The 25,432-nt window shown below is 46.2% G+C and carries 24 protein-coding genes and 1 riboswitch; of the genes, 5 read left to right on the plus strand and 19 right to left on the minus strand.

Translation table 11 applies throughout. The annotated features are described in order from the left end of the window. Positions 1 to 194: 194 nt before the first annotated feature. The 5 genes from gcvPB to gcvT all read right to left on the minus strand — a co-directional run bounded on the left by gcvPB (position 195) and on the right by gcvT (position 5,196). Positions 195 to 1,646, minus strand: coding sequence for an aminomethyl-transferring glycine dehydrogenase subunit GcvPB (gcvPB, locus tag BMX44_RS02965; RefSeq protein WP_090627826.1), 1,452 nt, complete (start codon positions 1,644 to 1,646; stop codon positions 195 to 197). 21 nt (positions 1,647 to 1,667) lie between these two features. Beyond that, positions 1,668 to 2,162 (minus strand): thiol peroxidase, encoded by a 495-nt coding sequence (gene tpx, locus BMX44_RS02970; RefSeq protein WP_218143911.1) that lies wholly within the window; start codon positions 2,160 to 2,162, stop codon positions 1,668 to 1,670. Positions 2,163 to 2,247: 85 nt separating this feature from the next. Beyond that, on the minus strand, positions 2,248 to 3,600 hold the full coding sequence (gene gcvPA / locus BMX44_RS02975) for an aminomethyl-transferring glycine dehydrogenase subunit GcvPA (protein ID WP_090627829.1): 1,353 nt from the start codon (positions 3,598 to 3,600) through the stop codon (positions 2,248 to 2,250). Positions 3,601 to 3,675: 75 nt separating this feature from the next. Next, a complete protein-coding gene (gcvH, locus tag BMX44_RS02980) occupies positions 3,676 to 4,065 on the minus strand; it encodes a glycine cleavage system protein GcvH (protein WP_090627832.1) in 390 nt (129 codons plus the stop codon). A 39-nt stretch (positions 4,066 to 4,104) separates the two neighbouring features. Further along, positions 4,105 to 5,196 carry a glycine cleavage system aminomethyltransferase GcvT gene (gcvT, locus tag BMX44_RS02985; RefSeq protein WP_090627834.1) on the minus strand — a complete coding sequence of 364 codons (1,092 nt, stop codon included), beginning with the start codon at positions 5,194 to 5,196 and terminating at the stop codon, positions 4,105 to 4,107. Positions 5,197 to 5,250: 54 nt separating this feature from the next. After that, positions 5,251 to 5,352: riboswitch (glycine riboswitch) on the minus strand. Positions 5,353 to 5,760: 408 nt separating this feature from the next. Between gcvT and BMX44_RS02990 the strand changes: the two genes are divergently transcribed. Further along, positions 5,761 to 6,459, plus strand: a complete 699-nt coding sequence (locus tag BMX44_RS02990) for an SDR family oxidoreductase (protein WP_090627836.1) — start codon at positions 5,761 to 5,763, stop codon at positions 6,457 to 6,459. 67 nt (positions 6,460 to 6,526) lie between these two features. Continuing rightward, positions 6,527 to 7,318 (plus strand): aldolase, encoded by a 792-nt coding sequence (locus BMX44_RS02995; RefSeq protein WP_090627838.1) that lies wholly within the window; start codon positions 6,527 to 6,529, stop codon positions 7,316 to 7,318. 192 nt (positions 7,319 to 7,510) lie between these two features. Here the strand turns inward: BMX44_RS02995 and BMX44_RS03000 are convergent, their stop codons facing one another. The 7 genes from BMX44_RS03000 to BMX44_RS03030 all read right to left on the minus strand — a co-directional run bounded on the left by BMX44_RS03000 (position 7,511) and on the right by BMX44_RS03030 (position 15,695). Then, positions 7,511 to 8,887 (minus strand): phenylacetate--CoA ligase family protein, encoded by a 1,377-nt coding sequence (locus BMX44_RS03000; protein WP_090628157.1) that lies wholly within the window; start codon positions 8,885 to 8,887, stop codon positions 7,511 to 7,513. A gap of 10 nt (positions 8,888 to 8,897) precedes the next feature. Then, complete coding sequence (locus BMX44_RS03005; protein WP_245738805.1) at positions 8,898 to 9,998, minus strand: glycosyltransferase family 4 protein; 1,101 nt, start codon at positions 9,996 to 9,998, stop codon at positions 8,898 to 8,900. Between the two features lie 232 nt (positions 9,999 to 10,230). Then, entirely contained in the window at positions 10,231 to 11,085 is an 855-nt protein-coding gene (locus BMX44_RS03010) for a DUF3025 domain-containing protein (RefSeq protein ID WP_245738806.1), read from the minus strand. Next, positions 11,082 to 12,395: an MFS transporter gene (locus tag BMX44_RS03015; RefSeq protein ID WP_090627842.1), complete on the minus strand. Its 1,314-nt coding sequence runs from the start codon at positions 12,393 to 12,395 to the stop codon at positions 11,082 to 11,084. Before BMX44_RS03015 ends, BMX44_RS03010 begins: the two co-directional genes overlap by 4 nt. A 653-nt stretch (positions 12,396 to 13,048) precedes the next feature. Next, positions 13,049 to 13,507 carry a zinc ribbon domain-containing protein gene (locus tag BMX44_RS03020; protein WP_090627844.1) on the minus strand — a complete coding sequence of 153 codons (459 nt, stop codon included), beginning with the start codon at positions 13,505 to 13,507 and terminating at the stop codon, positions 13,049 to 13,051. Positions 13,508 to 13,668: 161 nt separating this feature from the next. Next, the gene (locus tag BMX44_RS03025; protein WP_090627846.1) at positions 13,669 to 15,075 is read right to left on the minus strand and encodes a hypothetical protein; all 1,407 of its coding nucleotides are present in this window, start codon (positions 15,073 to 15,075) and stop codon (positions 13,669 to 13,671) included. Then, positions 15,072 to 15,695: a hypothetical protein gene (locus tag BMX44_RS03030; RefSeq protein ID WP_143056874.1), complete on the minus strand. Its 624-nt coding sequence runs from the start codon at positions 15,693 to 15,695 to the stop codon at positions 15,072 to 15,074. Before BMX44_RS03030 ends, BMX44_RS03025 begins: the two co-directional genes overlap by 4 nt. Positions 15,696 to 15,951: 256 nt before the next feature. Here BMX44_RS03030 and BMX44_RS03035 point away from each other — a divergent pair, with 256 nt between their 5' ends. Further along, positions 15,952 to 16,518 (plus strand): hemerythrin domain-containing protein, encoded by a 567-nt coding sequence (locus BMX44_RS03035; protein ID WP_090627850.1) that lies wholly within the window; start codon positions 15,952 to 15,954, stop codon positions 16,516 to 16,518. A gap of 265 nt (positions 16,519 to 16,783) precedes the next feature. Here the strand turns inward: BMX44_RS03035 and BMX44_RS03040 are convergent, their stop codons facing one another. The 3 genes from BMX44_RS03040 to BMX44_RS03050 form a co-directional block, all read right to left on the minus strand. Then, a complete protein-coding gene (locus tag BMX44_RS03040) occupies positions 16,784 to 17,176 on the minus strand; it encodes a hypothetical protein (protein ID WP_090627852.1) in 393 nt (130 codons plus the stop codon). 471 nt (positions 17,177 to 17,647) lie between these two features. Continuing rightward, positions 17,648 to 18,451 (minus strand): carbonic anhydrase, encoded by an 804-nt coding sequence (locus BMX44_RS03045; RefSeq protein WP_245738807.1) that lies wholly within the window; start codon positions 18,449 to 18,451, stop codon positions 17,648 to 17,650. Between the two features lie 36 nt (positions 18,452 to 18,487). Then, on the minus strand, positions 18,488 to 18,748 hold the full coding sequence (locus BMX44_RS03050; protein ID WP_090627854.1) for a hypothetical protein: 261 nt from the start codon (positions 18,746 to 18,748) through the stop codon (positions 18,488 to 18,490). 335 nt (positions 18,749 to 19,083) lie between these two features. Between BMX44_RS03050 and BMX44_RS03055 the strand changes: the two genes are divergently transcribed. Then, complete coding sequence (locus tag BMX44_RS03055) at positions 19,084 to 19,836, plus strand: EI24 domain-containing protein (RefSeq protein ID WP_090627856.1); 753 nt, start codon at positions 19,084 to 19,086, stop codon at positions 19,834 to 19,836. Here BMX44_RS03055 and BMX44_RS03060 read toward each other — a convergent pair whose 3' ends face one another. After that, positions 19,837 to 20,355, minus strand: a complete 519-nt coding sequence (locus tag BMX44_RS03060; protein WP_245738808.1) for a GlcG/HbpS family heme-binding protein — start codon at positions 20,353 to 20,355, stop codon at positions 19,837 to 19,839. A 174-nt stretch (positions 20,356 to 20,529) separates the two neighbouring features. On the opposite strand from BMX44_RS03060, the gene zapD reads away from it, so the two are divergent. Further along, complete coding sequence (zapD, locus tag BMX44_RS03065; RefSeq protein WP_090627858.1) at positions 20,530 to 21,285, plus strand: cell division protein ZapD; 756 nt, start codon at positions 20,530 to 20,532, stop codon at positions 21,283 to 21,285. Positions 21,286 to 22,089: 804 nt separating this feature from the next. Here the strand turns inward: zapD and BMX44_RS03075 are convergent. Genes BMX44_RS03075 through BMX44_RS03085 form a run of 3 tightly spaced genes read right to left on the minus strand, consistent with a single transcriptional unit; the run spans position 22,090 to position 25,431 of the window. After that, complete coding sequence (locus tag BMX44_RS03075; RefSeq protein ID WP_090627863.1) at positions 22,090 to 23,652, minus strand: GTPase family protein; 1,563 nt, start codon at positions 23,650 to 23,652, stop codon at positions 22,090 to 22,092. Beyond that, the gene (locus tag BMX44_RS03080) at positions 23,653 to 24,879 is read right to left on the minus strand and encodes a YcjF family protein (RefSeq protein ID WP_090627866.1); all 1,227 of its coding nucleotides are present in this window, start codon (positions 24,877 to 24,879) and stop codon (positions 23,653 to 23,655) included. It abuts the gene before it with no gap. A gap of 9 nt (positions 24,880 to 24,888) precedes the next feature. Further along, the gene (locus BMX44_RS03085; RefSeq protein WP_090627868.1) at positions 24,889 to 25,431 is read right to left on the minus strand and encodes a DNA-deoxyinosine glycosylase; all 543 of its coding nucleotides are present in this window, start codon (positions 25,429 to 25,431) and stop codon (positions 24,889 to 24,891) included. Between the last annotated feature and the right edge of the window lies 1 nt (position 25,432).

Consider the following 25,432-nt stretch of genomic DNA (forward strand, 5'->3'; position numbering starts at 1 on the left):
AAAAGGATTATTTAAAGGATACCTGATTGTACGCCAAGGCAAATCAGTCTAACAGTTATCGGTTTTGTTGTGATGGTTGATGATACTCTATTGCTGTTTTAATTAACAAAAGAGGATCATCAACTAGCTGCTTGTTTATTTTTAAAAAATAGAAATATCAATCAATCCAAAAAAATTGGATAGATGATACCGACCTAAGCGTCCGGTTTCCAGCATAGATCAAGCTCACGCGCTGCTTTGACATCGTCGAGTTTGCGGAGCGGCATGGTATGCGGCGCATTCTTGACCAGATCCGGTTGCTCTTTTATTTCGGCAAGAATCTCTTTCATAGCGGTAACAAACGCATCCAGCGTCTGTTTGGATTCGGTTTCTGCTGGTTCGATCAGCAGGCACTCTGGAACCAGAATCGGAAAATACGTTGTTGGCGCATGAAATCCTTTATCTAATAAACGTTTGGCGAGATTCATCGCCGTAACGCCCGTATTGTCCTTGATATCTTTTAGAGTAACAATAAACTCATGGCTGGCACGTCGCGTCGGAAACGCAATCTCGAATCCGGCTTTTTTAAGCTCCGCCATCAAATAATTCGCATTCAGTGTGGCAAATTCGGCCACACGATTCATGCCATCTCTACCCAGCAGACGCACATAGATGTACGCCCGCAGCAAAACGCCTGCATTCCCCATATGTGCGGAAAGGCGACCGATGGACTGCGGTCTTTCTTTCTCGGTAACCCAGCTGTATGTTCCGTTCTCGGATGACACAAAAGGTACCGGAAGAAAAGGCAGCAATCGTTTGGCCACACCGACAGGCGCCGATCCAGGTCCGCCACCGCCATGTGGCGTTGAAAAAGTCTTATGCAGGTTTATATGAATAACATCAAACCCCATATCGCCAGGCTTGACCTTGCCCAGTACAGCATTCAGGTTGGCGCCGTCATAATACAACAGTCCACCGGCTTCATGCACGATGCGACTCATTTCGGTGACATTTTCTTCAAAAACACCCAGCGTTGAAGGATTTGTCAGCATCAAACCCGCCGTTTTCGGACCAACTGCCGCTTTCAAGGCATTGAGATCGACATTACCCTCTTTGTCAGTCGCAATTTCAACAACTTTAAATCCACACATGACGGCTGTTGCAGGATTGGTACCGTGCGCCGCGTCGGGTACGATTATTTCCGTTCGTTCATAATCGTCACGCGACTCATGATAGGCACGAATCATCATGACGCCAATTAATTCACCCTGCGCACCAGCCATCGGTGCCAGGCTGATACCGGCCATACCGGTTACGTCTTTTAAAATTTCCTGCAAATCATACATACAGGCAAGAAATCCCTGACCAGTATCTTCCGGTGCAAGCGGATGCCTGCTTAAGAATTGCGGCAGCATGGCCAGTGCATTGCACGCGCGCGGATTGTATTTCATGGTGCACGAACCGAGTGGATAGAACTCGGTATCAATTGAAAAGTTTTTTTGTGACAACCGCGTATAATGACGAACTGTATCCATTTCGGATACTTCTGGTAACAACGGCTGTTTCTTGCGAAGAAATTGGTCCGGAATACCTTCTGTACTTGCGGTTGTTGTTGGCGCTTGTGAATAATTTCGACGCCCTGGGCGTGCATGTTCAAATATCAGCATCTTGGTAACAGCGTATAAAAGTTATTTCAATGCAGCTAACGCAGCATCATAATTGGGTTCATCTGCAATCTCCGGAACAAGTTCGGCATGAACGACTGTATTTGTTTCGTCCAGAACGATAACAGCTCTAGCAGTAATTCCTGCAAACGGTCCTTCTGCGATAGCCACGCCATAGTCTTTCATGAAGTTGGCGCCACGCATGGTTGATAGCGTAATCACTTTGTCCAGGTGCTCGGTATCGCAAAAACGGCTCATAGCAAAAGGTAAATCTGCGGCAATAATAAGCACAACCGTATTGTCCATATTACTGGCTTTTTCATTGAATTTGCGCGTAGAAAGCGCACAAACTGGCGTATCCAGACTTGGAACAATATTCAGTACTTTCTTCTTGCCAACGAAACGATCAAGCGTAACGTCTTCCAGATCCCGATTAACCAGGGAAAAATCCGGCGCTTTCTGACCGACTGCCGGGAAAGTGCCTTCAATACGAATTGGATTACCTAAGTGTGTGACCATAATCATTCCTTCTTTATTAAGGTTTCAATGGATTTGTGTGTGTCAGGTGCCGGGAAAACGCGCAATATGCACGGTCGCCCATTGATTATTTAAGCGCCTGTTCAAATTGTGTAACGTAATTCTGGATATCCGCAGCAGTTTTTGTTTCAGTTGCGCACACCAGTAATGTATCGCTCATCTCTGGATAAAACGTCTGAAGATCAAAGCCGGCCAGTATACCTTTCTCTTTCATCCTGGCCAGAACAACATCGACCGGTTTCGGCAATTTCAGAGCTGTTTCGTGAAAAAATGGGCTATTGAAAACTTTTTTTACACCGGATATTTTCTCCAGCTGCTGCACCAGATCCATAGTATTGGCATGTGAGTGTTCTGCCACGCGACGCAGGCCATCCGGACCGAGCAAGGACATATAAATTGTCGCGGCAGTAACCATTAAACCCTGATTGGTACAAATATTTGAAGTTGCTTTGGATCTTCGAATATGCTGCTCACGGGCTTGGAGCGTCAGGACAAAACCCTGTTTGCCATCAAGATCGTTAGTGCGGCCGATAATCCTGCCGGGAATCTGACGAATCAGATTATTCTTGCATGCCATAAAACCAAAATACGGGCCGCCGCTGGAAAGCGGTATGCCTAAAGGCTGCCCTTCGCCAACCGCAATATCAGCACCGTCACTTCCCCATTCTCCGGGTGGGGTTAACAAGGCCAGAGAAACTGGATTAACAACGCCGATCGCCAACGTTTTTTTACTGTGCGCCCAGTCAGTAAGCTCGTTAACCTGCTCCAGCACGCCAAAAAAATTCGGCTGAGGTATAACAATTGCGGCAAATTCCTCATCGTCAAATTTTTCCAGCGATTCCGGCAAAATCCGCCCGGATTCTTCACAGAAAGGTGCCTCAACAATATCAATCTTCTGATTGCCAACAATGGCTCGCACAACTTTCTTGTATACCGGGTGTACAGTTTGCGGCATCAGAATGCGACGGGAGGATCTATGTGATCGAACTGCCATCAACACAGCTTCAGCCAACGCAGTTGCTCCATCATACAGACTTGCATTGGAAGCATCCATACCCGTCAGCGAAGCCATCATCGTCTGATACTCATACAGTAACTGCAGGGTCCCCTGACTGGCCTCAGCCTGGTAAGGCGTATACGAGGAATAAAATTCACCGCGGGTTGTGATTTGCCAGACAGCGGCGGGTATATGATGATCATAAGCGCCAGCACCGATAAAGTTCTGGTAAAAACCATCCCGAGTGGCGCGTTCCATCATTAACCGGGAGATCTCCATTTCGCTCAGCCCGGGCGGAACAATGTTTAACCGACCGCTTCTCAAATCATCGGGAATTTCATCAAAAAGCGTTTCAATAGAGTCTGAACCAATGCTTGCCAGCATTTCAGCAATATCATCTTGTGTGTGTGGAATAAACGGCATGGTGGATTATGAAAAACCTCTTAATAGAATGTGATGGTGTAAATGGATGATTAGCTGGGTATTATCAATTCCCTGCTAGTGCTCTTCACTGTCCAGCAATGCCTGATACCCGTCTGCGTCAAGTAATTCATCAATTTCTGATGGATTGCCGGGCTTTAATTTGAAAAGCCAGGAACCAAAGGCGTCTTGATTAATATTCTCGGGGTTGTCGACCAGTGCTGAATTAACCTCGATTACTTCACCTGAAACCGGTGAATAGACATCCGCCGCTGCCTTAACGGACTCTGCTACAGCACATTCCTGTTTTTGTGCAAATGTATCACCGACCTGCGGCAACTCAACAAAAACCATGTCTCCCAGCAACTCCTGGGCATGATCTGTAATGCCGACGCTGACATTCCCGTCTGCTTCAGGCTTCACCCATTCATGTGACTTGGTATATTTCAGATCTGTTGGAATACTCATATATTTACTCCGGATTTGATATTGATTGATGATCCCAAATTAAACCAGAACTTTTCCGTTCCGTACAAATGGGTATTTTACCACTTTGGCGCGCAATTTCTTATCTCTGACCAACACATTCACTTCTTCATCCGGAGCAACTTCAACAGCAATACGAGCCAGAGCGATAGACTGATTGATGGTCGGTGAAAACCCGCCGCTGGTGATTTCTCCTTCGTATTCGTTGTCGTCACGTTGCGCAACCACTTTCTGATGACTTCTGAGCACACCGCGATCAAGCAATACCAGCCCCACCAGATGTTGAGTAACTTCTGAATCGAGCAGCGCCTGTTTACCGATAAAATCACGATCACTCTTTAGATCGACCGTCCAGCCGAGCCCTGACTCCATTGGAGATATTGTTTCATCCATATCCTGTCCATAGAGATTCATACCGGCCTCAAGACGCAGTGTATCGCGTGCGCCAAGCCCGGCAGGCGCCACTCCAACACCATGCAGTGCTTTCCAGAATGCCGGCGACTCCTCTCCGGGCAGCATAATTTCAAAACCGTCTTCACCGGTATAGCCGGTGCGTGCGATGAAGAAATGATTCAGCGTAACGGATTGAAACAGTTTCAATTCTTCCGTTGCAGCTTTTGCTTCCGGAAGCACCTGCCATACTTTTGCGCGTGCATTGGGTCCCTGCACCGCGATCATGGCCAGATCACGTCGCGGTAAAACTTCAAGATCGGGAGCAATTATATTCCGCTGCTTAAGTATCCAGTCTACATCCTTGTCGGCAGTGCCAGCGTTGACAACAATACGAAACCAGGTTTCAGATAAAAAGTAGATAATAAGGTCATCAATGACCCCACCTTGCGGTGTCAGCATGCAGGTGTATAACGCTTTTCCGGGAATGGTCAGTTTGTCAACATTATTGGCAACCAGTTTCCGCAGAAAATCTCGTGTATTCTCGCCTTTAATGTCAACCGGCAGCATATGAGAGACATCAAACATGCCTGCATCCTGACGAACTTTGTGATGTTCGTCCAATTGAGATCCGTAGTGTAACGGCATGTCCCAGCCGCCAAAATCAACCATTTTGGCGTTCATTTCACGATGCGTCTGATTCAGGGGTGTTTTTTTCAGCACGGATTATTCTCCCGGTATAAAAATTAAGTCATCATACACACATGATGTCCTCTAACACACCCCTCTGTCCTTTTACCTGAGAGATTTACGGGTATTAAACCGCGTGCCCCTTCGGTGGCCAGGCTCGATTGCCTGGCACTCTCCAGATTGCCTGTTTCAAGCGGTTCCCAGGGAGAAACAATGTCTAACCATGCCTGAGCGATTCCGGGGAGTTACGCCTTCGGCGGCGCTCTGAATATTTGGTTCCTGAGCGCGCTCTCCTGCTTGAACATATGTTTGGCTGAGCCCGAACTATACCCTAGCAACGACAGGTTAGACAAGACTTGAAAAAATTTTTACATACGCACAGGTTTTTATCTGATGATATGTTTTATGTTTAATCCATTGATTGATAAAATTAAATTTTCAAAAACCTGTAGTGAGCGCATATTTTTGATATGCTTTACTATAAACTGGCTTGGCTGGTGAGGCATCTTTTGAATTCAATAACCAAAAAAAAAGAAAACTAAAATTAAATATCTACTACGAGTTATTTCAAAATTATAGATAGGAACCACAAATCGCATGAAAACAGTTTTGATTACCGGAACAAACCGGGGTATCGGTCTGGAATTTGTACGCCAGTATGCGCATGACGGCTGGCTCGTTCACGCCTGTACACGGAATCCTTCGACTTCAGATGAGTTGAACCGGCTGGCATCACAGAATCCGGATGCAATTAAGATACACGCACTCGACGCAGATAATCATACACAAATTGAACAGCTGTCCCAAACACTGTCGACAGAAGTGATTGATATCCTTATCAATAATGCGGGCGTCTATACGGTAGCCCGCGATACCAGTTTTCATCAGCTTGACTACGAGGCTTGGGCTTATGCATTCCGAATTAATACAATGGCACCATTAAAAATGGCGGACGCATTCTACCCGCAGATCGCAAGAAGCGAACTAAAAAAGATTGTAACGATAACCAGCAAAATGGGTAGCGTTTCCGACAATCGTGGCGGCGGCAGCTATGTGTATCGCTCAAGCAAATCGGCTGTTAACATCGTTATGAAAAGCCTGGCGATTGATCTGGAATCCAAAGGAATAATTGTGGGGTTATTACATCCCGGCTGGGTAAGAACAGATATGGGTGGTCCGAATGCATTAATATCGACCGAAAAGAGCGTATCGGGAATGCGCCGTGTCATTGATGAATTGACACACACCGATTCCGGCAGGTTTTTCGCCTACGATGGTCAGACCATACCATGGTGAGGTTATTAGCGATTCAATACCGATCGATCCATACACTGACTGGCTTAAATAAAACAATCTAAAGCATATGAGCACTGACACCTTCAATTTTGATAAAAAAGAATTAATCAAGCAATCCTTCGACCAGATGGACATTCACCTGCAAGGCACGCAATACAACCTGGCTCAAAAGCTTGCGTTAACATGCCGCATCCTCTTCGATAACGGACACGACTCCGGTCTCGCCGGTCAAATAACTGCGCGTGCTGAAAAACCCGGAACTTATCTGACTCAACGATTAGGCATGGGTTTTGATGAAATTTGCGCTGGCAATCTATTGCTCGTAAACGAAGATCTGGAGGTATTGCAGGGCGATGGCATGGCAAATCCAGCAAATCGTTTTCATTCCTGGTTGTACCGTGCTCGCCCGGACGTACAGTGCATCATTCACACCCATGCTGTCCATACTGCTGCGCTGAGCATGCTCGAAATCCCGCTGGAAATCTCGCATATGGACAATTGCGTACTCTACGATGACGTGGCATTTTTGCCGGAGTGGCCAGGCGTCCCCGTCGGCAACGAAGAAGGTGAGCTGATCGCTCAGGCAATCGGCAAAAAGCGCGCAATTCTACTGGCACATCATGGCCTGCTAGTTGCCTGTTCCAGCATAGAGGAATCATGTCTTTTGGCAATAGCTTTCGAGCGAGCCGCAAAAATGCAATTGCTCGCCCGTGCCGCCGGCGCAATCAAGCCTATCGATCCGGTGCTGGGTCGAGAAGCGCATGACTGGATACTTCGCGCACAACGAAATGCCGTTGGTTTCGCATATTACGCCAGGCGTACGCTAAGAAAGAAAAATCACCAATATTGTCTTGAATAACGCCAGATCAGAATACCCGTCATCACTTCAATGAAAAGCTACGGGGCCTGTCAACTTGACAGCTACCCGCACATCTTTCAGCCCAGTTTAGACCACAGTCAAAGTCAATAGGTTGTGCGGGCGCTACGAGTGCAGGAAGGCCTTGCCCGATTTATTTTTCTCCTGCTGTCAATGACATCACTTCATCACAATTTATCTGCTGACAACTTTGCTGACCACATAACGAAACTTACCCGATTTTTCAGCGGGAATATGCGTGACTTGTTCAATTAGCACATTCACTGCCTGTCCCAGTCGCGTTTTGAAAGAACGTTCGATATGCTGCTGCAGCTGTTTATCCAAATCTGTTCTGCACACAAGATAAACATGCATGCAATCGAGACTTTCCTGCACGATTTTAAACCCCTCTATCTGAGGCAGATCACGCAAGATATAAATCAATGCAAGGCCGTGCATAACAGTACCATCCTGCGCAACGATAAAATCGGTACTGCGCCCCTGCACTTCCCGTATCAGCGGCAAGCCACGTCCGCAGGCGCAGGATTTGTCATCCAGAATCGCCATATCACCTGTACGGTAGCGGACAAATGGAAAATCATGCGTTGCCATATGCGTGACCACGACTTCTCCCGACTTACCCGGCGGCAATGGATTACCCTGTGCATCGATAATTTCGACAACAATATCCTCAGCACTGATATGCATACCGCCATCAGGACATTCATGCGCAATAAAACCCGCATCCCGTCCACCATACCCATTGGCAACCGGGCAACCAAACGTATCACTGATCTGCTGGCGCTGATCATCATACAGTCGTTCAGAAGTCACAAAAGCGACCTGTATTCCCAGATCATCCATGCGAACACCACGCATTCCGGCATGACGCGCGATATGTGATAATGCGGAGGGATAACCGAACAGCATCCTGGGCCGCATCCTGCGTATTTCTGAAAGAAATTCATCAACTTTATGATCGGACATTTCAAAGGCTGGTAGCAGTTTGGTGCGCAATATCCGATCGCGCAGATTGCGCATTCGGTCCTGTGCTCCAAGCTCTATTGGCGAGCCCCAGATCACGATTTCGGGATCCCCAATATCCACACCCCACCAACGCGTCGCCCGCCATTTCGCGGCTATATCATGGCTGGTGCGCGTTTTACCAATAAAAAACACAAGCGGTTCGCCGCTGGAACCGCCGGTATTGTAACGCGCAAGATTACGGGCAATACCGGATTTTATTGACTCGGTATTTTTTTTGATAATAGCTTTGGTCAAAAATGGAAGACGCGTTAAATCGGCCAAGGAATTCAATTCGGCAGGATTGAATCCAGACTCTGCAAATACTTGTTGATAGTAAGGCACATGAAATTGCACCTGGGTCAGAAATTCTCTCAACTTCTTCAATTGCGCGGCCTGAAGACGATCGATGCTCCACCACTGTGATTCTTCCAGTTGCCTGTGCAAAGCAACGCTCGTATGCTTTTTCAGCTTTTCATGCAACGGAAAAAAACAACCGGAAACCCAAGTTGTATAAAGGCCGCTGGTAACGGCTGGCGCTGTTTTCATAGGTGCTCCATCAGTGTCGTTCATGCTTTAACACTTGCTGATACATGTCAAACAAACGTAGCTTGACTGAATTCCAGGTATAGCGTTCCAGTAGATCCAGACCACTGTTTCTTAAACTATCAGCCAGCTCAGGGTTTTTCAAAATTTGTAGCATTGCATCGGCCATAGCGTCAGGATCTTTCATTGGCACCAGCATCGCAGTTTTATGATGCTCAACGAGATATGGAATACCACCGGCGTCGGTACTAACGACCGGTACGCCGCTGGCAAGGGCTTCCAGTATCGAGATCGGCATATTATCAACAAGACTAGCATTGATCATCAAATCTGCATCCTGGTACAGCGCTGCAATTGCATCGTTGCTGATCCGACCGGTAAATTTTACCGAATCCTGCAAGCACAAATCGGCTACCAGCGTCTTTAGCATCGCTTTCTCCGGGCCTTCTCCGGCGACAGTCAGTCGTGCCGCTGGCATTGACTGCTTAATGATATAAAACGCCCGAATGGCAGTGGCATTATCATAAATCGCTTCCAGATTGCGTGTCACTACTATATGCGGTGAATCGCCACGATCTGCCTTATGTACCGACGATCTTGTTTGGAAACGACTCAGATCAATAATATTGGGGACGATTCCGGCAGTATATCCATATCGGCTGAATACCGCTTCGAGAAAACCTGACGGTACAATGATAGCATCTGTTCTGTTGAGGCTGGGTCTGATCCAGTGGAATGATTTTTTAAAAAAAACCTCCGCTTCACCGCCTCGGTAATTCACTATCACGGGTGTACTCCTGAACCGTGCAATCCAAATAGCAGGTACTGCAAAGAGATGCCATGCCCAGCCGGAATTGGCCATGATATGAAACAATTGAACCTGTCCGGCAACTCGCCAAAGCCGGAGCAAGTATGGTATTAACCTGAAAAGCGCTCTAATACCACGTATCTTACTCACCCAGGCAAAATGGTAGGGCGCGTTTACCTGAACCAGCACCACTTGAACACCTTCTTGCTGTAGAAGGTTTGTCAATTGACGTGTCTGATTCGCCATACCGCCGTATGGCGGCGGCAGTGGGCCAACCAACCCGACACGCCGTACTGGCTTGTTCAAAATTTTACCCCCGGAATAACAATACAGCAGCCTGACTTTATGAAACTCACTATCACTCTCAAATCGCTGAGAAAAATTTCAGCAATCGTTACGATATAAGAAAAAAAGTCAAAAATTCTCATATAACGCATCATTAAATTTTTTGCATTTTTCATCTGTCAGACAATCTCGACAATTTTCAATAACCGACCCTACCATACAATTCACATTAAGTTAAATCAATTATATGCAATCATTCACGATCGACATGAAGACTGTTTACCGGTCTTCCTCGTTGCTTCAATGGACGAAAATACTGCCGGTTTTCATAGTAGTCTTCTGTCATATTCTCTCTTGACCAACCCGGGTAACCCAGTATCGGAATAGGCGATAAATCGGCACTGGAGAACGACCGACACAACAAAAAATCAGCCAGCCACGAGTCAACCGCCCGCAATTGCGCTGACAGTGATTGACGTAAAAACATGTCCTCAACTTGAATAAAGAGGCCTTTACCGGTCATGCCGACATACGGTTTCAATGCTTTTTCATATAGAGCATGCCCGAAAACAATAAATCGCAACGATGATAATACAGCTGCTCTTCGTTGCCAGAATACCTTCTTCCATTCATGCTGCTTTAGTAATTCGATTAACACAGGCCGGCTGCATAAAACTACAACACCCGATTCATCAAAGAGCGTAGCCGCATCTCGCAAAGGACCACGCGTCTCAACTCTTGTCTGCTGCGCATGTATCAGTTCTTGATAATGAATTCGGTTGAGTGCTGCTTTTGCACTTGGAAACGTTATCCATACCAGTGCATTAAAAAAATCATGCCAGTTTTCCTGCCGTGTTGAAACTTTACCAGTCAGAAAAATTCTGGATTCATAATGTTGTTTGCGATCTTTAGTATTTACAGGTTGTTGCGGGACGAATTGTATCGGCAGACCGGAGCCCGCTTTGACGCAAATTCCGGTTTCTCTCAATAAAAACCCAAGCTGCTGGTGCGATGGCCAGTCACAGCAGGCTTGAAAATTTTTTGCCAGCGGCGTTAGGGATTCAAAAATCGGAGAAGCGTTATAAAAATTTGGATTCCATGTCGTCATTGCAATTTAGCGTCGATTTCTTCAACCGATCTTAACTTCGTTACCAGCAAAATACCAATCACAGTAATGAATGCGGCAAGGGTGCCCACGGTATCGTAATGCAGAATTTTTCCATGCGCGGTCATCACCATCATGGATCCCGCCAGCAACGAACCCAGCCCCGCTGACAATTGTTGTATCGACATATGGAAAGTCATAAAACTACCTCGCAAATGCGGCCTGACAGCAGTAGTAACCAGCGCCATTAGTGGAATAACCCTGCCCGTCACCAGTATCATGAACAGTGTTGACGCCGTCAGCGCCATAAATAAAGGCGCTTCTGAAATGTGCGTAATCCATAACACGGGCACAAGCGACAGCATAGCCAGTACGCCAAACATCACCCGCCTGCCATAACGATCTGTAAACCGTCCAAACAGATTCGCCGTAAAAAAGCTGAATAAACCACCAAAAAAATACAGATACGGCAGATCGCTTACCTGCATACCGACATTAGTCACCATGTATGTGCTGATAAAAGGGATAACCAGATATGCCGAAAACATCAGCATGCCAATCAGCAGAAAAGCAAAAATATGGTTCCGGTTCATAAAAATATTTTTTAACTGCCCGGCAGGATCATATCTATGGGCCTGATGAATATGTGTTTTTACCGACGGCAGCAACCGGTTTGCGGTAAAAATAATGATGAAACTTAAAATGGCCAACACAATAAAAGGTACGCGCCAACTCAGCAGACCAACGAGAAACAAACCGGCCGGCATACCGGCAACTGCCACAAATGAAAAAGATGACATAACGGTACCGGTCGCCTTGCCACGACGCCATTCCGGAATCAGATCGGCAATAATAGAAAATACAGTTGCGCTCATCAATCCCCCAAACACACCGGCAATTGCCCGGCTGTACAGCAACATCTGATAATTGACAGACGCAGCGCACAGCAGCATGGCCAGCATAAAGCCCGAGCAGAGAACAATCAATGCATGTTTTCGATCAAAACGGTCAATAATAAACGCGACCAGGAAACTGCTCGCAGCTGCACTGAAAGTATAGACCGTGACCAGCAAGCCAAATTGTTTTGGCGTTATCTCAAACAATCTGAAAAAAGCCGGACCGAGTGGCATAATCATCATAAAATCAAGAATATGCACAAACTGCACAGCGGACAGAACCAGTAAAACCGGCCACTCATTAATTGTCTCTGTATCGGGTACTGCACCACAATCAACGATTTCAGAACCACCCCCGTGTTCAAGAGTTGTCGCTGATGGGTTCGGTATTAGAGGTGTTTTACTTGTTTCAGACATCTGAATTTTGACTGGCGCGTCGCAACAGGGCTAGATGAAAATGATCTGTATATCTTTACGCTCTGATAATGCAGTGCATTTTTACTTGCGTTAAATAGTTATTTTTTCTTGACTCAGGCATTCACATTTCAAATAACTCTAATGTCATTTCAACTTCCAGACACATACAGATCCTATTTAACAGGAAGCAGGCCAAGACCTGATCAAAGTCGCCGGGTGGGTTCTTGTCAGGACACATGCGTTGCCTTTCTATTATAGCCATACTTCATATATATCAGCTGAAGACGGCGACACGATGAATTTTCCTGGCAGACTTTCCCGATACCGCTGCCAGCAGGCCTTCTCGTGTGCCGCCGTCCGATGGCCATGGCCAGAATGACCGGCAACTACACCAGAATTATTTAACTGTACCAACAGTTCCGCCAAAAGCTTCTCGAACTTACCTTGGTTTGAATAGTTCAATTTTCAGGCAATACAAAAATACTGGAAGACGACAAACTGAACAGAATAAAAGATCCGGACGCAAGCAACCCTGTAAAATTGAGAATTATCAATGACACAAGCGCTATAACGCAAGGAATGCCAACGTTTTGATCGCCAAACGGGTAGAATGAATCAAATGCTGGTCACATTGACATTGGATCTTGAGCCAGTCAAAAATAAATCACAGCAATATTGATTAACATCATAACAAGACCAAAGATCAGCCAGTTCTTACCTGCCCGCTTTGCATCCGGATGCGCTTTTCTCATGTACGTAAAACCCATTGCGATTCCTATAATTGGAAGTATCAGCGTGCCGATAAAAATACCGATATTCAACCCTGGAGAAACAACGGGTTTATCACTTGCCGCTTTATCGGACTGAAAATCCAGGTTGGTAATGCGTGGCTTCAGCCGCTCACGCTTACCATCTTCTCTTGACGAATGATCCTGTGATCTCTCTTTTGAGGCAGCTGTATCGTCATGATCTGCAATCTGAGATGTTGCTATTGTTGCATCATCGTCCTGCACCTGGACTGAATGTACGACTTCAGTTCTCAATGGCGCGGCGCATTGCGTGCAATAATCGGCCTGTTCACTGTTTTGTGCTCCACAATTTGGACAAAGCATATCAATATCCTCAAAAAATTGTTATTCGTTATTCCTTTTTTAATGAAACACTTCGGTTCAACATACATAAAATCAATGCGGCGTACTTCACTCTATATTCATGGTAAGTCATTAATAATAACATGCAATTTCTTTATCCCTGCAAACAATCCGTCTTAATATTACCTGGGCAATATTGTAAAGGAAACAGAGTGCTGATATGTTTCGTCGAAAATCTGGTCACGATTATCATCGACGGCAAAAATAATCGTGTATGAACCTGCAGGCAAGTTACCGGTCACACCATCGAAAATTTTGAGATCGGAAAACGCAATCATCGTCCCACCATGCGCACGCACAGGCGTATCAGAACGAACGAACTGTAATCGACTATCCAGCCAATAGTCGCCCAGCGGTGTCATTGCAAGCACCCAGTAATCGGTCTGGTTCCCACTTCTTGTTCCGGGATTCAGGCCAATGGTTAGTAACAAACGGTCGCCGTTTTGCAGCGTAGCGGATTCGGCCTGTCCGTTGACTCGAACGGATAATACCGGTTGTTCCGGCATTGTCGGATCAGACACCGAATTAAAAAACCACTGATAGCCCGTATTGAACGAAATCTGTCCTTTCTGAATTGCCACGTGCTTATCGTTAATAAAAACCCCGGTAATGCTGCACGCTGCAAATACAGTCTTGTTGTCAAAATTCAAAACAATATCAGCGTCATCAGTCATCCCCGCATATTGCAGGGTTAGCGTGTAATCGTCTGATGTTCCAGCCAGTCTGTCCAATCCACTCATCCCAAGGCGAAGCGTTGCAACATCATCGGCAACCAGGGACCGACGTGCTTCTCCCGACAGGATACCTTGCTGCATTACGCTCTCGGTATTGCCGTACCCTAGCAGAAGTGACACAAAACGATCGCCATTCGCAACGAAACGATGCCCTGGTGGCAGATCTTCCAACACCACACTATAAGTCGTTTTATCAACCACCTCGGCCAGCAAAAAAGGGTTATTGTTTTCCTTGTTGAACCAGTGAAGATTGATATCATCCCCGCGAAGATCGTCCTCCGAACCGATAATACCATCCATGCCACGATCCAAATCGAACCTGTCGTTGTCACCACTGACGGCTTTAGTATAGTCTTTTTCTTCACCGGTAAGTCCCGACTCAGTGCCAAGATTGGGATGCCCCAGACCAATACAGTGCCCCAGTTCATGGAGCGCAACCGATTCGAAGTCAAACATTCGGCGTGGCACTGTATTGCCATCTATCTTGATATTTCCGGTTGTCGGCACAAGTTGATTCCATGTTTGGATTGCATTCTTTACCGGTATGACCATCTCGTCCGCATGTGGCGACAATGGCGCGATCCCGACTGTCACAATCAACTCACCGCCGATACCGGTATACCCTGTCGGATGCGTAATAATATCGACTTCATCGTCATCACTGACAAACTCAAATACCCCGGCTTCAGCGATAGAAATCCATGGTAGCAGGATTAGAAACACTAAAATCAATGCCCATCTGTGAAAACAGCTAACCGCCTCACTATTCAGTATGACATCGTAAACTTTTATCAAAAAAGTGTGTTTTCCTGAATGTAGGAGGGATGTACGGACTGCAGATCATCCCGATCAAGAATCGACAATAACGCGCGCTGTATTTCTGACAGCATTTGAATGATTTCAATGTGCGCATATTGTTCAGCATCCCACCTGAGATCGGTCCATGCAATACGCCGCATAACATCATTACTTTCACCTGCTAGCACGGTCTGCTTGCAGCGGTTTGGATAAAATTCAATCAGAATTTCCGCCTTATCAGAGACACTGGTCACAACTGCACGCGATTCCTTTAATGATCGTCGCTCACTGGTTAGCATTTCCCTTAGATGCTGCGCATCAAATGTCAGGATTGATTCTTCAGTCATCAATTTCCATAACCTTTCCATCTTTTCCCGGTCCAGTATCGTTCGATAGTAACCACCGCCCCTCATCGCCTCAGGCAAAGCTATCAGGATATGACCGTCTCGAAAAACATTAATACTCATATGATGATCAGAAGACAGTGCAAGCTTGCTTCTTTCTGTATAACTGATCAGTAAATCTTCAGCATTTAGCGCCTCGTGTCCTTGAATAGCATGTGCCGACTGGCAGAAAAACAGCAACAATAATGTACCAAATAAGATTTGATCGTTCACAAAAACTTTCACTAGCAATATTTTGTCAAAACAGGTTTGATTTATAAGAAGTGTATCTGGAAAACGCATTCACATATTATTATACGTATGTGAAAATGTCAGCGGATGAACTGAAAAGGGTGATAGAAATTAACGATAGGAATTAACATTGCAACAATCCCGGCCGTAATCACTGTTCGTACACGTCAGCAGACGAAAATATTTAAAAGCGTCCCAGTTTCCAATCGCACAACAGCAACTTATTGGAGAAATTGTTATGCATAGAATTCAACGCCAGCTGCATACTGATCATTCTCATTTGCTGAGATTGCTTGAATGTTTCAGTCATGAAATTGACTGTTATGATTTTGACAGTCAGCGCAGTGCTGACTTGGACATCATTCTCAGTGCATTAGATTATATTCAAACTTACCCTGACAAATGGCATCATCCTGCCGAAGACATCATATTCAACAGGCTGTTGAAAAAAAATGTTAAAGAAAGCTCGCTCATTGAACAACTTCAGGATGAACATCAGGAGATCATTTCGGCAACCGAGAAAGTACAGGAACTGTTCAACAACGTTGCTGAAGACTGCATTGTCTCTGCTGACGAACTGCTGACCCAATCAAGAAACTATGTCAAATTACAAAAAAGACATCTTGAAAAGGAAATAGAACATGTCTATCCACTGATGAACAGCATGTTTTCTGAAAATGAATGGCGCGAGATCGAAAAAGAAATCCGAATGCAGAATGATCCGTTGTTCACCACTCCGTCCAAAAAAGAATACGATCAACTCTACAGATACATTGTGGCATTGGAAAAAAGCAAACAGAATTAAATAAGATATCGTTGCTCAGGCTGAGCAGACCAGTCGCCACATGGTTTATCGTAAAGCTCTGCACAGGACTCACCATGGTCATGATATTACAGCTATAAAAGCGCTGGCAGCTGTTTTATCAGTTGTAGATTATTTCCATGGTTGCAAACCGAAACCGGTAAAAACAGGCTCGAAGAATCATTGATGATGTATCAATTCTGCTCTGGCATCTGTTTTTACCTTGGATTGATCATTCCCAGAATGTCATTCATCCGTCAATCTGCGATTATTCAAATAACGCATACAACTTACCAAACAGCGCATCAACTATGGGTTGCAGCGGTCCCAGAAAATTTTCCAGCTGCAGCATGCCTACAATCAAAATCAAAACTCCACCAGCCACAATGCCGTATCGCACACCTGATGTAAAATTGGCCGACGCAGGCGCGCGTGTGTAGGTATCGTTTGAGAAGGACAGAAATATCCGCAATATACCCAGCACAATACCTGCGCCAATGCAACTCAGAAACAAATGCAATGAGCACATTACCCGGGTGCCCAAATCTTCTTCGGCCAGTTCCAGACTTGAAAAACGCAAACAAATTATGATGATTAACAATATCACCAGTGAATTCCAGAACCCCCCGAATTTCGCCTTAAATTCACTTTCCATACTCATACAAAACTCTCCCTTTAGAACAACGGTTTATTTTATAGTCAACGGTTTTTTAACGTGAAATAACATTCACCCCGTGTTAGATTGCCATTTTATAGTCTTGCTTCAGGTTGCAGAAAGCTATTATCGACAAGGCCAAACGACACGTTCCACTTTCAATATACTTAAACGACGGCTTGTTTTAGTGAAATGGTGTTCGAAAAGATTTCGGACACTGTGTTCTGCCTGCCGCAAAACTTGAGCCATATTACACTTGAAAATCTTTCTGCCACACCCGCAAGAGGCGACCGCCTTATTATAGAACGTACTATGTACTATGTGCATTATATACTCTAAACTTGCCCCGGTAGCGCACGATTCAAGTGTGCGCTACCGGGGAAATCAGCACATTGACATTAACATCCCGGCATAATCTTTCCGTACGGACGCTCGCTGATTTTTCCATCTGAACAAATTGAGACACGGACAGAAAACTTACTGCGTAGTCAGCAGCGTCCGTCCGTTAAGATCCTGAGGGAATCTTGCATTGTTGGTATAAAACCCTCTCAGTTGTTCAAGTTGCGCTGCTGAAATTGTAATTGCCCGTGCAAGCAAGTACCACTGCACACCTTCGCTACAAGGAGGCGTTGTTAAAGAACCTGCAAAGGTATAAAAATCAGGCTTATGAAAGTTGGGCGGCAACAATGTTTCCGGATTGATGGCAATTCCCGTACCCTCACGCATTTCTCCCGCTGTTTGAGGAATATTATCCAGAATAGTCTGAAAAGTCTCGTTAGGCTCACCCTCTTCAATGGCAACTGCCATTACAACCAGCCTGCCATCTTCCCTGACATGCACGTAGTGTAATTCAGCTGGAAATTGTTTGTCGCCGACAACGTGTTCGCTGGGCTCATGAAAATGGAATTGAATCAGCGGATAGGTCTCATTTCCCACTTCCAGATAGCCTGTGTAGTCTAAAGAAGTATTAACCTGTATACCGTGACCACTGTTATAAAAGACAGGCATGTCTGTATCATACCAAATTCTTAACCGGTTTAACTCTGTTGTTTGCTCGATTTCGGCCTCGGCAAGGTCGATCGGAGACTGCCGATTGCCAATGGCACATTCCGCAAACGGATATATATGTGGCACTTCAGTATGGGATGTGTCTTCTATCGATCCCCACATCGCTTGTTCCTCATGCGACCAGTGAAGTTCTTCGGCGCTGCTGCTCGAATTAATAACAAAAATAAACGCTGCACTTGCAAACATACCAGAAAAATTACGATTGTTTATCATGCACACTCTCCTTCGTACTGTATCTATTGATTGGATTTAACAAGGATTTTTTCGGCAAAAATCAACCATGGATGGCTTTTTACCATCTTCGGATGGATTGCTTGAAGCGGCATCTTGGCTTTTCTCTTTGGGGTTTTGCTGGAGGTTCTTGGTTGAATGCCTATCTTCCTGAGGCACACTGAAACCGCTCTGTTTTCCATCCCCGTTCGGTGCAGATGACCCGTTCGTATCAGCCATGGCTGAACCATAAAAAACCAGACTCAGAACTACACAACAAACTGTTCTTTTGATCAGCATAACGACTCCTTTTTAAAAAAAACCGATGAATAGATAAACACTACAGAATTCCGGGTATATAAATTAGCATAAAAATTTTTTTTGAGTGTTAAAAAACTCGACACTGCAACACTGCTTGATAATCTGTGCCATCTATACCAGACGACGATCAGAGCATTTTCAAGGTAACAGCGTCTTTAACAGAATCAGAAAAAACGTCATGTTTGTGCATGACAAAAACGTGTTTCAGGTATTTTGAATATCGCTGCCGCAGTGCAGATAGTTTTTCAACAGCCTGTTAAAATACCGCTGAACTCAACCGACCTATGGTTAACCATCATTACTTCAAGGTGATTATGTCACAAATTTTAAGTGCTATCGCAAACGCAACGCGCGATTTATTGCGGTTGAAAATTATCTGGATCATGGTCTGGCCGATTTTAATAGCCAGTATGATCTGGATATTAATTGGCTGGATATTCTGGGATTTTTTTGCGGAATTTATTTATCTGGGTTTTGACGAACTGGGTATAAGAAACTGGATAGACAGCCAGGCGCCGGGATGGCTGGCCTACAGCATACAATGGTTGATAAATATCATTTTCTTCATCCCGCTGGTGATAATCACCACATTGATCATTACTGCCATTTTTTCAATGCCGGCGCTGATTAATCATGTTGCAAAAAGACGCTACTCACGTCTCAAACGAGAAAGCGGCGGCACCATCGTAGGCAGTCTGATCAATGCGCTTTATGCAACGTTTCTGTATATTTTGATCTGGGTCCTTACACTGCCATTTTGGGCGTTTGGTGCAGGTATCATCGTTCCGTTCATTGCTGCGGCATTCCTGAATCAGCAATTATTTCGCTACGATGCCTTATCTGAACATGCAACGCCTACCGAAATCAAGAAACTGCTCGCATCCCACCGACTCCCATTATGGATACTCGGCTTGTTCACTGGTTTTCTGCAATACATACCTATTGTCAATTTTTTTTCGCCAGTGTTGACAGCACTCGCGTTTATCCACTACGAGCTGGCGCGTCTGGAAAAAGTCCGCTCGATGGAAAGCAGCGAAAGCGCAGGCAGCAGTGCATCATGCAACTAACTATTCAAACAGTTCGTCTGCCTGCAAAACTTTCAAAGCTTCCCGCGCACAGACTTCGTCAAATTTTATTCCAGGCGCACCGCCAACACCGACACCGCCGACTATTTCACCGCCCATTCTGATCGGAAAACCGCCACCAAGCAGAAGGATATGTTCATTCATATGCGCAAGACTATGCAAATCGGGACTATTAACAACCAGTTCGGCATATCGTTGCGTCGGACCACGCATACTGTTTGCGGTATATGCTTTACGCCGGCTGCTGTCCAGTGTATGGGGACCGGCACCATCGGCTTTTAACTGAACTTTCAACAGTCCGGCATGATCGACAATTGCAACGCTCACCTTGAAACCATCACTTTCGCACTGACTGATTGCAGCAAGTGCTGCCTTAACGGATAACTCCATGGTCAAAGCAGGCTTCACGGTCTGTTCCTTGGAAAAGGAAGAACCGGAGAAAACACAGATTAACAGCGTTGTAGCAATTAACACCGCCTGTCGGATTTTTTTGTTCATCATGGCAATTTATTCCTTTTGAATTTCAGGTGACTGAAACGCTATTGTAAAGACTCATGAAACGAATACAACCCTAAAATCAACACCAGCCTGAATTGCAGATTATAAATATTAATTTGTATATTTCTACTGTATGAGGCAAGATTAAGTTTTCTTTTGGATTAGCCACGACTTATCGTGATCTGTTACGAACACCCGCTTAACGAACGCATCCGCACCCTGCTTAAACTCGAAGATCTGTTCAAGAAAATTGACTTTTTTTCCGCCAAGGATTCACCGATGCAACACCACGCATCGTTAATGACGTTGTTCGAGATTCTGGAAGTTACCAGTCGTGCGGATATAAAAACCGATTTACTGCAGGAACTTGAGCGACAAAAGCAACTGCTTGAAACACTGCGTAAAAATCCGCACATTTCTGAATCGGCATTGGATAACGTGCTGGACAATATCCAGACCACCTTCCGGTCGATGCTGGAAATATCCGGCAAAGTCGGCGAACATTTGCGCGATAATGAATGGCTGATGACGATCAAGCAGCGCACGAATATACCTGGTGGTATTTGCGAATTTGAATTACCCTCTTACCATTATTGGCTGAATCTGGACCCTTCCTTGCGCCGCAAGGACTTTAACGAATGGCTTGCGCCAATGCTACCGATACGCAATGCGTTTGGCATTGTCCTCTACCTGCTCAGAAGCAGCGGCAAAACGACGCAAAACATTGCGTATCAGGGCGTTTTCCAACAACCCGGTTCGGATTATTTTGCGCATATGCTGCGCGTCAGTGTCAGTGAAGACTTTCCGTGCGTACCTGAAATCAGTGCCAACAAATATGCGCTGAATATCCGTTTCATTCCTTCACAATCCGGACAACGCGTCAAAGTGTATGAAAAAGACGTCACGTTTGAACTGACATTCTGCAATTTGTAACGAGAAATTATTCCTGATTTCTTACCAGATAAACCTTCCGTTAACAATTCCCGCCACGATCATTTGACTGATGACGCGTTATGGTCGTCACATTAAAGCAGCTTGCGGTCACGATTTGTGCAAACCGGGACATCATTTTATCACCCGTTGATCGCATGTGTTACGGATGCGCAAATGCTAGTCAGTCTCTGGTTAAAGCCTGCCAATTAGCTTGTTATCTATTGTTCCTTGTCAAATTTGCATGTCAAGTGATGATTCTCACATCATTGTGACACAATACATTGCTATGCTTAGCCATGAGAAAAATTTTATTTTAAAAGGGAGAATAAAAAGACAGGCATAGACAGCCTTGTTGAAAAAGGAGTAATCAACATGTTTAAAAGCAGACATAAACTTTATTATGCAACAGATAATACGCATAAAAACCGCAGGTGCAATAGCGTGGCTTTTTCGAATAACCAACAATATCCAGATCGCCGCATCGGCGAAAATTATGCCTACAGAAATCTGTCACGTCTTCATCAAATACATTCAAATTCACAATCCCTGCGGTTGCATCGAGCTCATGCGTTTCATATGAATGAACTGCTTCAAATGATTGATTGAACACGATAAGCCGGAACGGCTTCAATACCGGTGGCCGGTCGGGTAAAGCGATGTTGCAGACGAATCGATTGCGGTGTTCGAGCGCAACTGAGGCGAGGTTGATCTACCGGTTTAGTTTTTTACCCGGCTGCTTCTGTCTGAAACCACCTTTACTTCAAACAGATGGTTAATATTTAGCACTCTTGCACTTGTTAGCATTCAGTCATGCATACGCTTTTTCAACGTTTCCGGTATTTTTTTTATAAGACGTCCGGCATTAATCATTTGACGCCGCAGCAGAACCCAGTTTTCCGTTTTTTTCTTTTCATCCAGACAACGCAGAAAGCGTGTTCGTAAAGCCTCTTCCTGGTGATTTAGAATTGCCGCCCACAACGTATCGTCTACGTTATAGACATGATTTTCCATTAGACAGACAGGAATAACATGATCAATCGGTACGGCAAGATCGCTGGCAATCGCCTTTACTGCCGCACTTATGTTGGCGGCTTTGGTATTTTGTGGATGCGCCAGATCATAAGGCGGGTTCCAGTTACCCGCCGGTCGCAGTCGATCCACTTGACTGGCAACAACAAGCAACGGTGGAGGTCGACGGGTTGTCTGTGTTGAAAAAAACACCCGGAGTGAATCCAGGCAACCGCGCTCAATCTGTCTATCGGGCCGGTTGGCAGGACTGACCCATAAAATCAGATCGGCGTCCCTGGCTGCATCGTGCAGCTTTTTACTGTCGAAGTATTCGCTGTCGCACCCCGGGCTGTCAAAGACCAGACCCTGCGTTAAACCTGCGCGCGCCAGTGTGAATGGTTTGAGCATCTCGGTGCTGTCAGGCAGGACATCGGCAGCCGTTGTTAGTTTGCCAAAAAGCGCATTAATCAGACTTGATTTTCCGGCATTGGAACGACCCAGCACCAGAATACGCAATGGCTCTTCCTCGCCCTTCTCCGTATCTGCCGTTTCGTCCATACGGTGCATATCGGCGGTAGAACGCGCGGTTCGCGATGTCATCGGTTCATCATCGGTCAGCACCAGGCGGCCACTGTACAGGTCGATCGCGTAATACCCGACTTTTCTGATATAGGTACGCAAAAACCAGCGGTGTAACTCGTCGCGTGCCTGACTATAACTGCGTTCTCGCAAATGACGCCATGCCTCTCCAAGTAACGCATCGACAGGATTAACAATCATCCGCCCTGCCCGGTAAACATCGAAAACCTGTTCAGCGCTGTCTTTCCAGCGTTGCATGCGAAACAGGGTACCGATTCTCAACTGGTTACTGAACGGTATGTTTTCCATGACGTCATGCCGCAAATCGCGACTGGCGCGCTCAATCACCAGCAATGTATGCGGCATGGTTAACTCGAGTAAAGGCCTGTCGACTTGTGGATGGTAACAGCGCGCAACCGTTTCCAGCGCACATCGGCCCAATGCCAGAATCCAGTCACCTTTTTCCAATGGCCAGTCTGCCGGTTCGCAGTCGTGCGCCAGGGACTGAACACGATCCCATGCTTCATCTGCACTAAGGGGCCATTCCGGGTTCGGCTCTGTCATTGCTTCAGCAAGCAGCTTGTGGTCGCGCCGTACCAGCAATTGCTGCAGCCCGTAGCCAAGACCGGTGCATACCAGCATAACCACCCCCCAGAACAGCAGATAGCCCTGCTGCCACAACCAAACCATGCCTAATCCCAACAAAGCAAGAAACGGCAGGACAAACAAAAGAAAACCCAGCAATCTGAACGGGTCTATGCCATGGAATAATGTCTTCATTCAGGACTTGCCCCGTAACCGGCCTTTCAGAACAGCAGCGCCACGTTCTAGTTCCTCGGCATAAATACGACGTATCGCTTTCGCATCGACGTGCAGATGGTTCCGGTGTCTGACGAAAAAATAAACCGCAGCCTTTCCCAGTGCATAAGTAGTGGCACCACTGGCACTGGCACCCCATAACGCACCGACTGTTTGCCCCAAAAACGGGATGATTTTGGCTATTGCGCGCCCGGCCCAGCGCGCCAGATAACCGGTCGCCACACCTGCGCCCATTAAACCGAGAAATTCAGTAATCGTCCGTTTGTCCCAGGGCTGACCATATAAAGCCGCGAGGCTGTGCAACAGCTTTGCCTGCACCGCTGAAACAGCAACCAGATCAACCACCGGTAAAGCACCAAGCCCAGCCGCCGTAGTTGAATAACCGACAATATGCTGATGCGCAGTTTGTTCAAACAAATCAATCACTTGTTTGTCGCTGCGTAACAGATTCTCGAGTCCGAGCGACGACAGCGCCTCAATCGCCTGCCACAGGGCTTCGAGACCATAATCTGACGGATCATAACCGTCATCCGGCTGCGTCAGATCGACGGCAACCCAGCGAATAGCCGCATGACCGGGTAATTCTGCAACTGCTTCGCGTTGCGCCAGTAAAGCACGTTTCAGATCGGAAGGTACCGTATCCGGCAACGGATCCTGATCATACGGCCATGGCTGAACATGTTGCCCGCCAAAGGGATAACATTCATGCAATCCCGTCTGCACCATCAACAACGGCCACTCGGGGTGACGCACCCGTATGGCATGCAGGACATCAAACACCGCCTGCTGCCTGATGTCCGCAACTTTCATTACAGCGACCAGCAAATGCGCCTTGGATTCGCAATACCGGATATCTTCCGTCGGGTCGTATGCCACCTCGCCGAGACCGCGCGTATCAAGAAACCGCACCACAGGCATCTCTGCAGGAAAATCGTAAAGACGCGATTGCCGTGTACACGGTTGAAAACCGTTGCCGATTTCAGCCGTCTCGCTGCCGGTCATCGCCCGAATAATCGACGTCTTGCCTGCCTGCGTCTTGCCAATCAGCCACAGCACCGGCACCGGCATTTTCTCCCGGGCTTCCTGCAACGATTTTTCCAGCAACACCTCATCGACTTTGGGGTCAAGCAATGCCGCACGCAGCTGCTCCCAATAGGCCGGCCAGTTTTTTAAATTATCTTTCTTCATCGAATTGCATTAATAGCTCACAGGATATGTATCTGACAATTCTGCGCGAAATATTTGCTCCCACCGATTACGTTTTTCAGCAATTGACAGCGCAGCATGCGCCGGACTTGTCGATGGCAGGCGGATAAACTGTATCCGCTGCTGCAGCTCTGGCATGTGTTTTATTAGCACATATCTCCTGAAGCAGTCTTCCGCCTTGGCACCATTAAAAAAAACGGCGCGAATCTGTTTGTAAGTTGTAAAGAAAGCAGGAAAATCATTGACCGTCTGGGAGTTGATTTCAATGCTGGAATCCAGACTGCCTTTCCGTCTGCATGATTGCAATACGTCCCAGAGCGCTATGCGCGCGGATTTCAGGGCGCTTGTTTTTTCAGAATAAGCGGTATGTTTGGGATCGAAATTGAGCAATTCACCCATGATTCGCCAGAAAGCGTTGTGTGGATGCGCGTAATACTGATTTGCATCAAGTGACGCCCGTCCCGGTATGCTGCCCAGTATTAGAATCTCGGCATCCGATTGCACAATCGGTGCAAAACTGTAGATAGTGTTCATA

It is taken from the genome of Nitrosomonas marina (genome assembly GCF_900110145.1).
Classification (GTDB): Bacteria; Pseudomonadota; Gammaproteobacteria; order Burkholderiales; family Nitrosomonadaceae; genus Nitrosomonas; species Nitrosomonas marina.

Bases quoted from the DNA above. Each gene is read 5' to 3' on its own strand.
- BMX44_RS03000 (WP_090628157.1), bottom strand. From the start codon at position 8,887: ATGAAAACAGCGCCAGCCGTTACCAGCGGCCTTTATACAACTTGGGTT.
- BMX44_RS02990 (WP_090627836.1), top strand. From the start codon at position 5,761: ATGAAAACAGTTTTGATTACCGGAACAAACCGGGGTATCGGTCTGGAA.
- BMX44_RS03080 (WP_090627866.1), bottom strand. From the start codon at position 24,879: ATGAAGAAAGATAATTTAAAAAACTGGCCGGCCTATTGGGAGCAGCTG.
- BMX44_RS03050 (WP_090627854.1), bottom strand. From the start codon at position 18,748: ATGCTGATCAAAAGAACAGTTTGTTGTGTAGTTCTGAGTCTGGTTTTT.
- BMX44_RS03035 (WP_090627850.1), top strand. From the start codon at position 15,952: ATGCATAGAATTCAACGCCAGCTGCATACTGATCATTCTCATTTGCTG.
- BMX44_RS03075 (WP_090627863.1), bottom strand. From the start codon at position 23,652: ATGAAGACATTATTCCATGGCATAGACCCGTTCAGATTGCTGGGTTTT.
- BMX44_RS03040 (WP_090627852.1), bottom strand. From the start codon at position 17,176: ATGAGTATGGAAAGTGAATTTAAGGCGAAATTCGGGGGGTTCTGGAAT.
- BMX44_RS03055 (WP_090627856.1), top strand. From the start codon at position 19,084: ATGTCACAAATTTTAAGTGCTATCGCAAACGCAACGCGCGATTTATTG.
- BMX44_RS03015 (WP_090627842.1), bottom strand. From the start codon at position 12,395: ATGTCTGAAACAAGTAAAACACCTCTAATACCGAACCCATCAGCGACA.
- BMX44_RS03020 (WP_090627844.1), bottom strand. From the start codon at position 13,507: ATGCTTTGTCCAAATTGTGGAGCACAAAACAGTGAACAGGCCGATTAT.
- gcvH (WP_090627832.1), bottom strand. From the start codon at position 4,065: ATGAGTATTCCAACAGATCTGAAATATACCAAGTCACATGAATGGGTG.
- BMX44_RS02995 (WP_090627838.1), top strand. From the start codon at position 6,527: ATGAGCACTGACACCTTCAATTTTGATAAAAAAGAATTAATCAAGCAA.
- BMX44_RS03085 (WP_090627868.1), bottom strand. From the start codon at position 25,431: ATGAACACTATCTACAGTTTTGCACCGATTGTGCAATCGGATGCCGAG.
- BMX44_RS03060 (WP_245738808.1), bottom strand. From the start codon at position 20,355: ATGATGAACAAAAAAATCCGACAGGCGGTGTTAATTGCTACAACGCTG.
- BMX44_RS03045 (WP_245738807.1), bottom strand. From the start codon at position 18,451: ATGATAAACAATCGTAATTTTTCTGGTATGTTTGCAAGTGCAGCGTTT.
- gcvPA (WP_090627829.1), bottom strand. From the start codon at position 3,600: ATGCCGTTTATTCCACACACACAAGATGATATTGCTGAAATGCTGGCA.
- BMX44_RS03010 (WP_245738806.1), bottom strand. From the start codon at position 11,085: ATGACGACATGGAATCCAAATTTTTATAACGCTTCTCCGATTTTTGAA.
- gcvPB (WP_090627826.1), bottom strand. From the start codon at position 1,646: ATGCTGATATTTGAACATGCACGCCCAGGGCGTCGAAATTATTCACAA.
- tpx (WP_218143911.1), bottom strand. From the start codon at position 2,162: ATGGTCACACACTTAGGTAATCCAATTCGTATTGAAGGCACTTTCCCG.